12 protein-coding genes and 1 other RNA gene are annotated in these 14,389 nt (G+C 35.2%); 8 read left to right on the forward strand and 5 right to left on the reverse strand.

Translation table 11 applies throughout. The features are described from left to right. Nucleotides 1–11: 11 nt before the first annotated feature. The 6 genes from BN1226_RS10105 (at nucleotide 12) to trpA (ending at nucleotide 5,727) form a co-directional block, all read left to right on the forward strand. On the forward strand, nucleotides 12–605 hold the full coding sequence (locus BN1226_RS10105; RefSeq protein ID WP_044471092.1) for an aminodeoxychorismate/anthranilate synthase component II: 594 nt from the start codon (nucleotides 12–14) through the stop codon (nucleotides 603–605). Beyond that, nucleotides 602–988, forward strand: coding sequence for a tautomerase family protein (locus BN1226_RS10110; protein WP_044471093.1), 387 nt, complete (start codon nucleotides 602–604; stop codon nucleotides 986–988). Before BN1226_RS10105 ends, BN1226_RS10110 begins: the two co-directional genes overlap by 4 nt. Before the next feature lie 61 nt (nucleotides 989–1,049). After that, nucleotides 1,050–2,051, forward strand: a complete 1,002-nt coding sequence (gene trpD, locus BN1226_RS10115; protein WP_044471094.1) for an anthranilate phosphoribosyltransferase — start codon at nucleotides 1,050–1,052, stop codon at nucleotides 2,049–2,051. Between the two features lie 100 nt (nucleotides 2,052–2,151). Further along, on the forward strand, nucleotides 2,152–3,576 hold the full coding sequence (trpCF, locus tag BN1226_RS10120) for a bifunctional indole-3-glycerol-phosphate synthase TrpC/phosphoribosylanthranilate isomerase TrpF (RefSeq protein ID WP_044471095.1): 1,425 nt from the start codon (nucleotides 2,152–2,154) through the stop codon (nucleotides 3,574–3,576). Between the two features lie 148 nt (nucleotides 3,577–3,724). Beyond that, nucleotides 3,725–4,921, forward strand: coding sequence for a tryptophan synthase subunit beta (gene trpB, locus BN1226_RS10125; RefSeq protein WP_044471096.1), 1,197 nt, complete (start codon nucleotides 3,725–3,727; stop codon nucleotides 4,919–4,921). Further along, nucleotides 4,921–5,727, forward strand: a complete 807-nt coding sequence (gene trpA / locus BN1226_RS10130; protein WP_044471097.1) for a tryptophan synthase subunit alpha — start codon at nucleotides 4,921–4,923, stop codon at nucleotides 5,725–5,727. Before trpB ends, trpA begins: the two co-directional genes overlap by 1 nt. Before the next feature lie 75 nt (nucleotides 5,728–5,802). On the opposite strand, the gene BN1226_RS10135 is transcribed toward trpA, so the two are convergent. From BN1226_RS10135 to BN1226_RS10150, 4 genes are all read right to left on the reverse strand, one after another. After that, a complete protein-coding gene (locus BN1226_RS10135) occupies nucleotides 5,803–6,363 on the reverse strand; it encodes an elongation factor P hydroxylase (protein WP_005759180.1) in 561 nt (186 codons plus the stop codon). Between the two features lie 189 nt (nucleotides 6,364–6,552). Continuing rightward, entirely contained in the window at nucleotides 6,553–7,416 is an 864-nt protein-coding gene (gene htpX / locus BN1226_RS10140) for a protease HtpX (protein WP_044471098.1), read from the reverse strand. A gap of 120 nt (nucleotides 7,417–7,536) precedes the next feature. Beyond that, nucleotides 7,537–8,604 carry a DNA polymerase IV gene (gene dinB, locus BN1226_RS10145; RefSeq protein WP_044471099.1) on the reverse strand — a complete coding sequence of 356 codons (1,068 nt, stop codon included), beginning with the start codon at nucleotides 8,602–8,604 and terminating at the stop codon, nucleotides 7,537–7,539. A gap of 76 nt (nucleotides 8,605–8,680) precedes the next feature. After that, the gene (locus BN1226_RS10150; RefSeq protein ID WP_044471100.1) at nucleotides 8,681–10,252 is read right to left on the reverse strand and encodes a DUF2813 domain-containing protein; all 1,572 of its coding nucleotides are present in this window, start codon (nucleotides 10,250–10,252) and stop codon (nucleotides 8,681–8,683) included. A 90-nt stretch (nucleotides 10,253–10,342) separates the two neighbouring features. On the opposite strand from BN1226_RS10150, the gene BN1226_RS10155 reads away from it, so the two are divergent. Further along, nucleotides 10,343–11,248 carry a LysO family transporter gene (locus BN1226_RS10155; protein ID WP_044471101.1) on the forward strand — a complete coding sequence of 302 codons (906 nt, stop codon included), beginning with the start codon at nucleotides 10,343–10,345 and terminating at the stop codon, nucleotides 11,246–11,248. 42 nt (nucleotides 11,249–11,290) lie between these two features. Here BN1226_RS10155 and ssrA read toward each other — a convergent pair. Further along, nucleotides 11,291–11,657: a transfer-messenger RNA gene (gene ssrA, locus BN1226_RS10650) on the reverse strand. A 281-nt stretch (nucleotides 11,658–11,938) separates the two neighbouring features. On the opposite strand from ssrA, the gene BN1226_RS10160 reads away from it, so the two are divergent. Then, complete coding sequence (locus BN1226_RS10160) at nucleotides 11,939–14,380, forward strand: CRISPR-associated helicase/endonuclease Cas3 (RefSeq protein ID WP_044471102.1); 2,442 nt, start codon at nucleotides 11,939–11,941, stop codon at nucleotides 14,378–14,380. Nucleotides 14,381–14,389: the final 9 nt, after the last annotated feature.

The raw sequence follows: 14,389 nt of genomic DNA on the forward strand, positions 1-14,389 counted from the left end.
GGAGAAAGAGTATGGCTAACATTTTATTTTTAGATAACTTTGACTCTTTCACCTATAACCTTGTGGATCAATTCCGCATATTAGGTCATGAGGTCAAAGTTTATCGAAATGACTGTAATTTAGAGCAATTAGTCAAAACAGCATTAGAACTGCCTGAGACTATTCTTGCTTTATCTCCAGGCCCTGGAACACCTGAAGAAGCGGGTATTTTATTACCATTAATTGAGCGTTTAAAAAATAAATGTCCGATTATCGGTATTTGTTTAGGTCATCAAGCATTAATTCAAGCTTTCGGCGGGAAAGTGATTCATGCGGGTGAAGTGTTGCATGGCAAAATTTCAAAAATTGCTCATGATAACCAAGCCATGTTTGAAGGATTACAAAATCCAATGCCCGTGGCTCGTTATCATTCATTAATGGGGACAGAATTACCACAGGAGTTAATTGTGAATGCCAATTATAACGGTATTGTCATGGCAATTCGCCATCAAACTTTACCAATTTGTGCTTTTCAATTTCACCCCGAAAGTATTTTAACCGTACAAGGTTCAAAACTACTTCAACAATCCATTGAATGGCTATTAGCTCGTAAGGAGACATTATGATTACTGTTTATGGTTTAAAAGAATCACTTGCACCTTACCGAAAACAGATTGCAGATGCTATTTTTCATTGCTTATATATTGGCTTAGGTATTCCTCCTAGAAAACACACTTTAAGATTTGTAGGCTTAGAAAAAGAGGATTTCTATTTACCGATTAACCGAACTGAACGTTTTATTGCGATTGAAATTAATTTAATGCAAGGGCGTACTGAAGAAACCCAAAAACGTTTAATTAAAATGTTATTTAGTGAATTGGAATATAAAGCAAAATTAAATGCATTAGATATAGAAATCACGATTAAAGAACAACCTGCTCATTGTTGGGGATTCCGTGGCATGACTGGCGATGAAGCGAAAGACTTAGATTACGATATTCATCGATAAAATTTTTAAAAATATAACTGCACTTTTCGTGTCGCTAATAAAAAATACAAAGGAATATATTATGCAAACAGCTGGATTACTCGAAAAACTTTATCAATCACAACCTCTTTCTGTTGGCGAAAGTGAATTTTTATTTAATCAAATTATGCAAGGTCAGTTTAGTAATGAGCAAATTAGCGCATTATTAATCGCTTTGAAAATTCGTGGTGAAACGCCTGAAGAAGTTCAAGGAGCTGTCAATGCAGCATTAAATAATGCACAAGCTTTTCCTCGTCCAAATTATCCCTTTGCAGATATTGTTGGAACTGGTGGTGATGGTCATCATACTATTAATATCTCTACAGCAAGTGCCATTGTTGCTGCGTCTATGGGAGTTAAAGTCGCAAAACATGGTAACCGTAGTGTGTCTAGTAAAACAGGAGCCAGTGATGTCTTAACCGCTCTCGGAGTGAATATTAATATGCCTAGTGAAATGGCTCGTCAAGCGTTAGATGAAACTGGTATTTGTTTTATCTTTGCTCAACAATATCACCCTGGTTTTCGCTTTGTTGGTACTGTGCGAAGTGCGTTAAAAACACGTACCTTATTTAATATATTAGGGCCATTAATTAATCCTGCTCGCCCTTCACATCAAGTGCTTGGCGTATATTCATCTGAATTAATTCCTCTTTATGCTCAACTTGCGCTTTCACTGGGTCAAAAACATAGTTTTGTAGTACATGGAGCAGGTTTAGATGAAGTGGCTTTACATGGAAACACTCAAGTTGCAGAAATCAAAGAGGGAAAAATTGAGTACTATACACTCACACCTCAAGATTTTGGCTTGCCTACACAAAAAATTGAAGATCTCTGTGGTGGTGAGCCTGCTGAAAATGCACATATTCTGACGGAGATTTTACAAGGCAGAGGCAAACCTGCACACAATAATGCTATTGCGGCAAATACGGCTTTATTATTGCGTTTATTTGGTCATGATAATTTAAAACAAAATGTTCAAGACGTGCTAAATCAATTAGCAAGTGGCAAAGCCTTTGCAACCTTGCAGAAATTAACAACCTATTAATTAATAATAATTTATTGGGCTAATTTAGTGACTGTCTAAAAATTATCTTAGATTTATGCAGGCAGACAACAGCCGATCTCGACAATAAGAAGATAGAACAATGATTAAACAAGATTTTAGTAAACCAATTGAAGGTGCAACCGTTCTACAAAATATTGTGTTAGATAAAGCACTTTGGATCAAAGAAAAAAAGGCGGAGTTTCCTCTCAGCGAATTTAGCCATAAAATCACCAAATCTGACCGCAGTTTTTATGATGCTTTAAGTAAAGGAACTCATCAACGCCCCGCATTTATTTTAGAGTGTAAAAAAGCTTCTCCTTCAAAAGGTTTAATTCGTGAACAATTTAACTTATCTGAAATCGCCCACGTCTATAAAAATTATGCTACGGCAATTTCAGTACTCACCGATGAAAAATACTTCCAAGGTGACTTTAATTATATTAAACAAGTGCGTGATATTGTTTCTCAACCTGTTTTATGTAAAGACTTTATGATTAGTGAATATCAAGTCTATTTAGCTCGTTATTATCAAGCTGATGCCATTTTATTAATGCTTTCAGTGCTTAATGATGAATCTTACCTGACCCTTGCAAAACTTGCTCATGAATTAGGCATGGGGGTGTTAACAGAAACTTCAAATCAAGCTGAACTTGAGCGTGCTATCGCACTTGGCGCAAAAGTCATAGGAATAAACAATCGTAATCTTCATGATTTAACTGTCGATCTTAACCGCACTCCACCACTAGCGACACAAATTCCAACTGATCGTATTATTATCAGTGAATCAGGTATTTATTCTCATAAAGAAGTCCAACAACTTAAGCCTTATGTACATGCATTTCTCATTGGTAGTAGCTTAATGAGTAGCGATGATTTAAATAATGCTATTCGTTCTATTATTTTTGGTGAAAATAAAGTCTGCGGTTTAACCCGTGTTCAAGATGTTCAAGCAGCATATGACAATGGTTCTCTATATGGTGGTTTGATTTTTGTTGAGAATTCAAAACGTTGTGTATCTTTACGCCAAGCACAAGAACTAGTAACCACGGCACCACTACGTTTTGTCGGTGTTTTCCAGAATCAAAAAATTGACTTTATTGTAAAAATTGCTACTCAATTAAACTTACATGCAGTGCAGTTACATGGTTCAGAAAATGCTGAATTTATTCGCCTACTTCGCACTCAATTACCTAAACAAATTCAAATCTGGAAAGCTATTTCAGTAGATATTCATGATAAAAGTGCGGTGAAAATTTCAAAAATTTCTGCCGTGGATCGCTATCTCCTAGACAGCAAACAAGGTTCACAACAAGGCGGCACGGGGGTAAGTTTTGATTGGTCTAAAATTCCAAGCGAATTTAAACAACACATTTTATTAGCGGGTGGTATCAATCCAAGTAATATAAAACAAGCACTGGAACAACATTGTAGTGGTGTTGATCTAAACTCAGGTATAGAAATAACAGCAGGCATTAAAGATCATCAAAAACTCGTTGCCGTGTTTAAAGATATTATTGATTTCTAAATCTTTTATCAGGTCGTATTTATACCCTTTTTTATTGTCAAAAATATTTTTATTTAATCATAAATTCTACAAAAATAACTTTACATGCATTGTACTAGTGTAATAGTATATATTATAAAATATTCATATTACTTTGAGGAAGTTTTACATGACAGATACAATTTTGAACCCCTACTTTGGCGAATTTGGTGGGATGTACGTACCCGAAATTCTCGTTCCTGTACTCCAACAATTAGAAAAAGCTTTTGTTGAAGCTAAAGATGATCCTGAATTTCAAAAAGAATTTCAAGATTTACTCAAAAACTACGCAGGTCGCCCTACAGCACTCACTCTTTGTCGTAATCTTACCAAAAATACAAAAACTAAACTTTATCTGAAACGTGAAGATTTATTACATGGTGGTGCACATAAAACTAACCAAGTATTAGGTCAAATTCTATTGGCAAAACGTATGGGAAAAACCCGTATTATTGCTGAAACTGGTGCAGGTCAACATGGTGTTGCTACAGCTCTTGCTTGTGCCATGCTTGATATGCCTTGCCGTGTCTATATGGGCGCCAAAGATGTTGAACGTCAATCACCAAATGTATTCCGTATGCGTTTAATGGGAGCTGAAGTCATTTCCGTACAAAAAGGATCTTGTTCATTAAAAGATGCCTGTTGTGAGGCAATGCGTGACTGGTCTGCAAACTACGAAAATACGCATTATCTACTAGGTACTGCAGCAGGCCCTCATCCATTTCCAACTATTGTCCGTGAATTCCAAAAAATGATTGGTGAAGAAACCAAGCGTCAATTAAAAGAAAGAGAAGGACGTTTACCTGATGCTGTCATTGCAGCTGTAGGTGGCGGTTCAAATGCTATTGGTATGTTTACAGATTTTATTGAAGAACCTTCAGTACGTTTAATTGGTGTTGAACCTGCGGGTAAAGGGATTGAAACAGGAGAACATGGTGCGCCTTTAGGCAATGCAAAAGTTGGTATCTATCTTGGTATGGTTTCCCCACTTATGCAAACCAAAGATGGGCAAGTAGAGGAATCTTATAGTATCTCCGCAGGCCTTGACTTCCCTTCTGTTGGTCCACAACATGCTTATTTACAAAGTATTGGACGTGCAGAATATCCATCCATTACAGATGATGAAGCATTAGATGCATTCCAGCAATTAGCCAAACATGAAGGCATTATTCCTGCATTAGAAAGCTCTCATGCTCTTGCTTATGCATTAAAAATGATTAAGCAAGATCCAAATAAAGAACAAATTCTTGTGGTGAACTTATCTGGTCGTGGAGATAAAGATATTTTCACCGTAGATAAAATTTTAACAGAAAAGGGAATGCAATAATGAGTCGTTTTGATACTAAATTTGCCGCACTTGCAAACAAGAAAGAAGGTGCCTTTGTTCCTTTTGTAACATTATGTGATCCTACTTTTGAACGTTCTTTTGAAATTATCTGCACATTAGTAGATAACGGTGCAGATGCTCTAGAACTTGGCTTTCCTTTTTCAGATCCTTTATTAGATGGACCAGTGATTCAAGCCGCTAATAATCGAGCCTTAAGTGCCGGTCATAGCACTGAAGACAGCTTCAAACTATTAGAAAAAATCAGAAATAAATATCCTGATATTCCGATTAGTTTGTTACTTTGTGCCAACTTAATTTTTGCCAAAGGATTAGATAATTTCTATCAACGTTGTAAAGATATAGATGTAGATGCAGTTTTAGTGGCAGATATCCCATTACTTGCAAAAGAGAAATATTGTGAATCAGCTAAAAAACATGGCATTCAACCCGTATTTATTTGTCCACCAAACGCAAGTGCTAAAATAGTGCAAGGTGTTGCTGAAAATAGCCAAGGCTATACTTATTTAGTTTCTCGAGCTGGCGTAACCAGTGCAGACAACCAAGCTCATGCAACAAACTTAGATACTCTTGTTGACCAACTGAAACAACATAATGCACCGCCTATATTACAAGGTTTTGGTATTGCAACGCCTGAACAAGTAAAAGAAGCCATTGCACTAGGCGCTGCTGGTGCTATTTCTGGTTCTGCAATTGTCAAAATTATAGAACAAAATTTAGCAAACCATCAGCGATGCTTAGTCGAATTAGCAGACTTTGTCCATCGTATGAAAATGGCGACGAAATAACATTATAAAAATAAAGTGCGGTTAAATTTCAAAAAATTTACCGCACTTTATCATTAACGCAAAAAATTAACCTAATTAAATTTTTGTCACATCAAACTTCTCTAAATCAATTTTATCTTCTGTACCATAGAAATGAGTAAGTGCTTTACGCAATTTTTCTGCTCGTTTTGGCAAATAACCACGTTGTGCATAAACTTTGACTTGTTCATATACCGCATGTTTAAAAGGCTGCGTATCACCTGGATTGCCATTTAAATTATCTGAGCTGGCAAAATAACGAAAGCCTGCTGCGGTGGCTAATACCCATTCTATAGCCTGTGGTTTGACTTCTACTTGTTCAAATTCTCGTTGTCGTTCTGTAGAACGACCATCAGGTTCATACCAATAACCAAAGTCTTCTAATTTACGACGCTCAGTGCCTGCGACTAACCAATGAGAAATTTCGTGCAATGCACTACTATAAAATTCACGAGCAAAATAAATTACATTGTATGATCGTTCACTTTTAGTCCCATTTTCATCTAAGAATGCAGGTAAATAAATTGGGTACTCGCCCCCTTTTTCCAATTTTGTATTATATTCTTGTTCAAAACATTGATTAAAAATACGAATAATATCTTCTAATGTATGTTCCATGGTCTATTCCAATTGCGCTTTTTTAGAGGTAAAGAGTAAAGGTTTTTATTAATAAAATAAACTAACAAATCAAATTAAATGAATTTAATTAGTGATAGATCAAGGAAATGATAGATGATGAATATCATATGATAAAAAATAAAAAGGTACTTTACAGTACCTTTCCTATGTAATGTAATGTAATGTAATTTATTTCATTAAATCACTTGCATTTTCCAATGCTTCAATACGTTTTTCTAATGGAGGATGGCTTAAGAATAATGAGGCTAAACCACCATGTTTACCATTAATCGCAAATGCGGCCAATTGCCCTTCAGTTTCTTGAGGCTCATGAATAGTTTGTAAACGTTTTAATGCTGCAATCATTTTTTGTTTACCGACTAATTGTGCAGAACCTGCATCCGCACGGAATTCACGAAATCTTGAGAACCACATTGCAATCATGCTTGCTAAGAAACCAAATACTAATTCAAGTACCATTGATACGGTATAGTACATCCCAGCATTGCTTTCTCCATCACGGCTACTTGATGCCACTTTGGCGATCATACGTGCTGCAAAAATAACAAAGGTATTTAATACACCTTGTAATAAGGTCATGGTGACCATATCACCATTTTTTATATGACTCACCTCATGGGCTAATACCCCTTCAGCTTCATCGCGAGTCATATTGTTTAATAGCGCTGTACTCACCGCCACTAAAGCATTCGTTTTACTTGGACCTGTAGCAAAAGCATTCACATCATTTGAATGATAAATTGCAACATCTGGGTTAGGCAAACCTGCTTGTTGTGCTTGTGAATGAACAGTTTGCACTAACCAACGCTCTACATCATTTTGTGGAGTAGTAATAATTTCAGCTCCTGTTGCAGCAAGTGCTGAACGTTTTGACATTAACAATGAAATAATTGATCCTGTAAAACCAAATAAACCAGCCATAATGAGTAATCCCATGGCATCTTGGCTTTGTATTCCTGTTAAGCTTAAAATAATATTAAAAACAACCAATACCGCCATATTCGTTGCTAAAAATAAAAGAATTCTCATCATAGAAAATCATCCTTCATAAAGTCGTCAATAAAATCGTTAGATATTCAGTATAGTTACCATTCAAGGCTTACCATAAAATGGTGTTAATTTTAGTAATTTCAAGAGGCTAATCTATAATTATTACCATAAACTCATCTGCTGCTCCTTTGAATTATCAGGAATATTAACATGCAACCCAACTAATCGAACTGAACGCCCTTTGCATCTATACCAAATTTGATGCATCAATTGAACAAAATTATCCTTAGTTAATTCCATGCCCGTTTTTTCTAAAGTAGTAGTTTGAAAATCTTCAAATTTTAATTTTATACCAATTTTTTTAAATGAATTTAATGGAATATCTGGACAAGCTCGTCTAATACGTTCTTCAAGTGTTGGATATAACCGATTCACTTCATCAATACCCTCTTCTACAGAATATATATTTTTTAATAAAGTATCTTCTACACCGATAGATTTACGTTTCCAATCTGTTTGAACTTCACGTTCATCAATTCCATGACAAAACTGCCACAACCGTTGACCAAATTTACCAAATTGATTCAATAAAATGCTTAAATCCAATTTTTGCACGTCTGCACAGGTTTCTAAGTTCATATTTAGTAAACGTTGCGTTGTCACTTTTCCCACGCCAGGGATTTTATTTAGCGGCAAGTTTTTAATAAAGTCATCAACGTCTTCAGGTTTAATAACAAAAATACCATTTGGTTTATTTTGATCAGAGGCAATCTTCGCTAAAAATTTTAAAGGTGCAACACCTGCTGAAGCTGTTAAATTCAACTCATTAAAAATTGTTTGGCGAATTTCTTCCGCAATCCAAGTTGCTGAGCCAGAGCACTGCTCACAATCAGTCACATCAAGATACGCTTCATCAAGAGAAAGTGGCTCAATATTATCAGTATAGCGGTGAAAAATTTCATGGATTTGTTTTGATACTTGTTTATATAAAGGCATATTCACAGGTAATAAAATCAATTTAGGACAAAGCTTTAAAGCCTGAGCGGTTGGCATAGCGCTATGTAAACCAAATTTACGAGCAGGATAATTACAAGTTGTCAAAACCCCTCGTTGCTGCACGTTTCCACCAACAGCAATAGGTTTATCTTTAAGTGATGGATTTTCTCGCATTTCTATTGCAGCATAGAAACAATCCATATCAATATGAATGATTTTACGGGGTTTAAACATAATTAATTAAAAGTGCGGTAAAATTTTCAAAATTTTTACCGCACTTTAACATAAAATACTGTATATAAAAACAGTTTTATGATTCTTGTGTTTTAGTTAAATTGACAACTTTAGAAAATAGTCGTTTAAATAAGAATGGAATTGACTCTTTTCCTCGTTTTTCTATTTCATTTGAAATGGCAATAGCGAGATCTGGTTTGGAAGTACGTTGAATTGCTCGCTGAATAATTTTATGCATAGGATAATGCTCACCTTGCGGTTGCCAATGAGATAAGCGAATAAATACCTCTTCAAAACCTTCTGTATAAAAGAAATGTTCAATATCTTGTTTCGGTAAAGTCATGACTCTTTGGTTTACAGATTCGTCCTCAGACAACATATCTTTCACGGTTTCTGTGTATTTACGACCTGCCTCATCACCATCTGTTAAAGCATACCACTCTATTCCCATTGCCTTAGCATATTTTATTAATGGACGAATTCCCGATTGGGCAAACTCTACAATACGAATTCCCTCAATATCTAAATCAATCCCTAATAACTTAGCTAATTCAGATAAAATCCAAACCTCAGTTTCTCCTTCCACTAAAATCCATGTTCGAGCAAATAAAGCTAAGCTACGATTATGATGGATATGGAAAGTTAACCGACGTAAATCTTCTTTGCCCAAGTCATGACGTTTTAATTGATAAGCTATTGTACGATCCGCATAACGCACAAGTTTACAAATACTTTTTAACTCAACCAATGAAATTAAATCGACAGAATTCGTCGTAGTAATACGCTGAATAGGCAAATAAGAAGTAAGTTTCCAAACAATAGCAACCATACGAGGATGCAGTCTAGTGGCGAGATCTTCTAGCAAGAGAATGGGGCGAATACGTTCTGAATGAATTATCTTTTCATTAGACTTTTGATGATACTCAAAAAGCGGGAAAATAGTATCAATAAGCCGTTTTTGCAATGAATGATCAGCATCCTGTTCTAGACGATAACAAAGTGACTGAGCCATATCCCATAATTTACCGGGATCAGTTGACATGATCATCTGTGATGGTTGTTCTTCCACAAAATAATATTTTACTAATTCCATCACCGCATAAATTTCTTTAATCGTCTGATCTGCACATTCAGCATATTTAAGTGGCTGTGAATTAGCCTTATGATGATTAAGACGAGCATCTCGAAAACGATAAATAGGATGATATCGAATCATTTTTTGCACAATATCTTCTATATTATCAAGTTTAATACAACGACCGAGCTGATCTAAAAATGAATATTGTGTAATAACCTCATTTTGCGAATTTAATTCTCCAGTCACACGTAAATAAATCCGTTTATAACCATCTTCATGAGGAACGAACAATCGTTGCACTTGTGCATCAAACTGATCATGCTCTTCATTCACATATCCCTCGCTGAAAGTAAATAATAAGGTAATACTTTTCATATCCTCTGAACGGTGAAAATCAGCTTCTGTAAAATAGTATAAACCATTTTCTGCATTTAAAATCAGGCTTAATGCCGATAATAAACTGGATTTACCCCAAGAATTTTCACCAATCAATACCATGTTGGCACGTAACGTGATGGAAAGACGCTTAATCCCTCTAAAACCTGAAATATCTAATTGACGTAAATACATAGAAATATCCTCTATAATTTTTGATAGCCTACCGCAAATTACCAACAGTTGATATACTTATATATCAATTAATTTAAAAGAATGGATTTTATGGAAGGCTTACTAATTGTTCTCGTGCCTATGTTATTGGGCTATCTTATCAAAACAACCAATCAACAAATATTGAAACGAATTAATAATGTCATAATGATATTATTACTTATTATTTTATTTGTGATGGGGATTTCTCTCGGACAATTAGATGATTTGGCAAGAAAATTACCGATGATTGGAATTTCTGCACTCATTTTTATCATTTGCATTCTCAGTTGTAATATAGTGGGATTAATCACTTACGACAAATTCTATCCTCAGCCACTTAAACATCTGGGTAAGGATATTCCACCACGTTGGAAACTATTATTAGACAGTTTCAAACTCTGTTCTATGGTTATCATCGGTTTTATCTTTGGATTAATAACCAAAGGCAATTTTGAATTACCACTCCACGCCAGCACTTATGTTCTAATTGTATTAATATTCTTTGTAGGCGTTCAACTACGTAATAATGGTATTTCATTAAGAGAAGTACTCTTTAATAAACGAGGGATTTATACAGGCTTGATTATGATCAGCACTTCCCTTATCGGCGGAATACTTGCTAGTTTATGGCTCAATCTACCTATTTCTCAAGGCTTAGCGATTGCTTCAGGATTAGGCTGGTATTCGCTTTCAAGTGTAGTAATTAATGATGCTTGGGGCCCTGTATTCGGAAGTATCGCTTTCTTTAACGATTTATCTCGTGAAGTTTTTAGTTTATTCATCATTCCCTTTTTTATATTTCATTACCGCTCTACGGCCGTAGGTTTAGCAGGTGCAACAGCATTAGACTGTACGTTACCAATTATCCAACGTTCAGGCGGCATAGAAGTCGTCCCTTTAGCCATTAGCTTTGGATTTATAACCAATATAGCTCCACCGATTTTATTAGTGTTTTTTTCATCTATTCCGATTTAGAAAAAAAGCCTTAACTCATAAAGTTAAGGCTTTTTAATATATTGGTGGAGCTGGCGGGAGTTGAACCCGCGTCCGAAATTACTCTACCTTCAGTACTACACGTTTAGTCTAATCTTTAATTTCATTTATCCCCTGCGGACAGACACGCGAAGAATAAACTAGCTTGATTCAATTTAATGTTTCGATCTCCAAGCCGAAGCATCCACACGATCTCGTTTTATTTTGACTCCGCTTGATCCCCGTCTTACGAGCGGAAGCTAGGGAGCGAAGGCTAAATGCAGGTTATTAAGCTGCTAAAGCGTATTGTTCGTCGTTTGCGACTATTTTTTTGCGGTTTATTTACGAGGCCTACCGCACCTCGACGTGCACCTTGGGCTTTGCCAATCCCGTCGAATCCAGAATCAGCCCCAAAACTGCGGTCAGTTTAGCAAAAATTTTATGAATGTGAAAGAAAAGAATTTAGTGAATATTATTGGTTAAATAGAATTCTGAATAAAGCCGAAAGCTACTATAAATCTTATATATTCTACCAAACTATTAAATAGTTTATATTGATGTATCAAACTCTCTAAAATAATATTTATTAATAAAAATTTGATTTAAATTAAATATATATTAGAAAAATATATATAACTTACTTTTAATCTTCGTTAAAATAAATTTGCTAATAAATAAGCCAGGAGGATAAGAATGGAGCATATTACACCCATTGCCCACATCCGACAGTCCGATCAAAAAAAGCAAACCGTTTATGAACATTTAACCCAAACTGCCGAAATTACGCAAAAATTTGCGAATAAATTAGATTTAGCAGATGTAGGTGAATTATTGGGTTTAATGCATGATTTCGGTAAGTACTCTATTCCATTTCAAAAACGAATACATCGAAAGAATAATTTGAATTATATCGATTTTGATATTGACGAACCTGAATCCAATTTGCCAAATAAACCAGATCATTCTACAGCTGGCGCACAATGGATTTATCGACATTTGAGAAAGTTTGGTGTTAAAAATGGCATTGGAGAACTTATTGGACAAATTTTAGGACTCTGTATTGCGTCTCATCATGGTGAAGGGCTTATTGATTGTTTAACACTTGATGGCACTCCAAAATGTTTTGACCGTTTTTCTAAAGACGATTCCCTCTCTCATTTATCTGAAGCTGAAAAAAATGCAGATCTCTCCATCTTGCAACGAGCAGAATCTTTAGCCAGCGAAAATTTAATAAAATCTTTATTAAGTCCTATTAAAGCAATATTAAAACAGCAAGAAACTCACGATAAACTTAAAGAGTTTCACCTTGGTTGTCTCACCCGCTTCCTATTTAGTTGTCTGATTGATGCTGACCGAATTAATAGTTCTGATTTTGAAAATGAGGCACAAAAAGATATTCGTAGTCTAACATCAAAACCTGATTGGCACATTGCAATTAATCATTTAGAAAATCACTTAGCAAATTTTGCCATACGCTATGAAATAGACAAGATTCGTCGAGATATTTCGGATACTTGCTTACAACGATCTTCTGATGAACAAGGAATCTATACTTTAACCGTGCCAACAGGGGGCGGAAAAACCTTAGCCAGTTTACGTTATGCACTCCACCACGCACAAAAGCATAATCTTGACCGCATTATTTATATTATTCCTTACACTTCTATTATTGAGCAAAATGCTACTACAGTTCGGGATATTTTAGGTGAAGATTGGATATTAGAGCATCACTCAAATATTGAACCCGAAAAACAAACTTGGCAAGATAAATTACTGGCAGAAAATTGGGATAAGCCTATTATTTTTACCACAATGGTGCAATTTTTAGATGCGTGGTTTGGTGGTGGAACACGTGGTGCACGCCATATTCACCCAATGACCAATGCAGTATTAATTTTCGATGAAATTCAAACTCTTCCTATTAAGTGTGTCCATTTGTTTTGCAATGTATTAAATTGGCTCACAACTTTTGGTAAAAGTAGTGCTATTTTATGTACAGCAACACAACCTTTACTAGATAAATTATACAATCCTGAATTAGGTTCATTAAAATTAGCTAATAATGCTGAAATTATCGGAGATAGTGTAGCTAAAAATAAACTGTTTAGTGATTTATCCCGTGTTGAAATTCATTATAAATCTAAAATTGGTGGTTGGACAGTTGATGAAGCTGGTGATTTTTTATTAGAAAAATTTGAATATTCTTCAAGCTGCTTATTTATTGTAAATACTAAAAAATGGGCTCAAGAGCTTTACAAATATTGTAAGGAAAAGGTACCTGCTAACGCACTATTTCATTTAAGCACGAATCAATGTTCTGCACACCGTAAAGATTTATTCGATAAAATTAAATATCGTTTAAAGAATAATGAACCTGTCATTTGCATTAGCACGCAGTTGATTGAAGCTGGTGTAGATATATCAATGTCGTGCGTCATTCGTGCTCTTGGCGGATTAGATAGCATTGCTCAAGCAGCTGGGCGTTGTAATCGCCATGGCGAAAAGCAAGGCAAAGGACAAGTTTATGTATTAAATTTGCAAGAACCTAATTTTGCTAAAGTTCTACCAGATATTTACCAAGGGCAACGCAATGCCGATCGAATATTCCGTGAATTTGGAGAACAAGATATTTTACAACCGAAGGCAATGCAACAATATTTTAACTATTATTTTTATGAACGTAGCGATGAAATGTCTTATGACATTAGTAACAGCACATCAGGCTCCTTATTAGATTGGCTTTCAGATAATGCATTGAATGTTTATGGTAATAAAAATAAGAATCGAGCTGGGAAAATTCCATTACTAATGCAATCTTTTCAAAGTGCTGGTCGAGTATTTCAATCCATTGATGCACCAACTCGGGCGATAATTGTTCCTTATGTAAAAGGTAAACAATTAATTACTGACTTATGTGGTGAGCAAAACTCTCAGGAAAAACACCGCACTTTAGCCCAAGCACAACGATATAGTGTGAATGTATTTCCTAATGTATGGGAAAAATTACAGAATGAAAATGTAATCCATAAAATTTTTCCAGATTCAGAAATCTATTATTTAGAAGAAAAAAATTATCTTGACGAATATGGATTGTCCTTTGATGAAACTGGGGAAATGCCCTTTTATGGAATATGATAAGGAGAA

This window comes from Mannheimia massilioguelmaensis, assembly GCF_000940515.1.
GTDB classification, from domain to species: domain Bacteria; phylum Pseudomonadota; class Gammaproteobacteria; order Enterobacterales; family Pasteurellaceae; genus Basfia; species Basfia bettyae.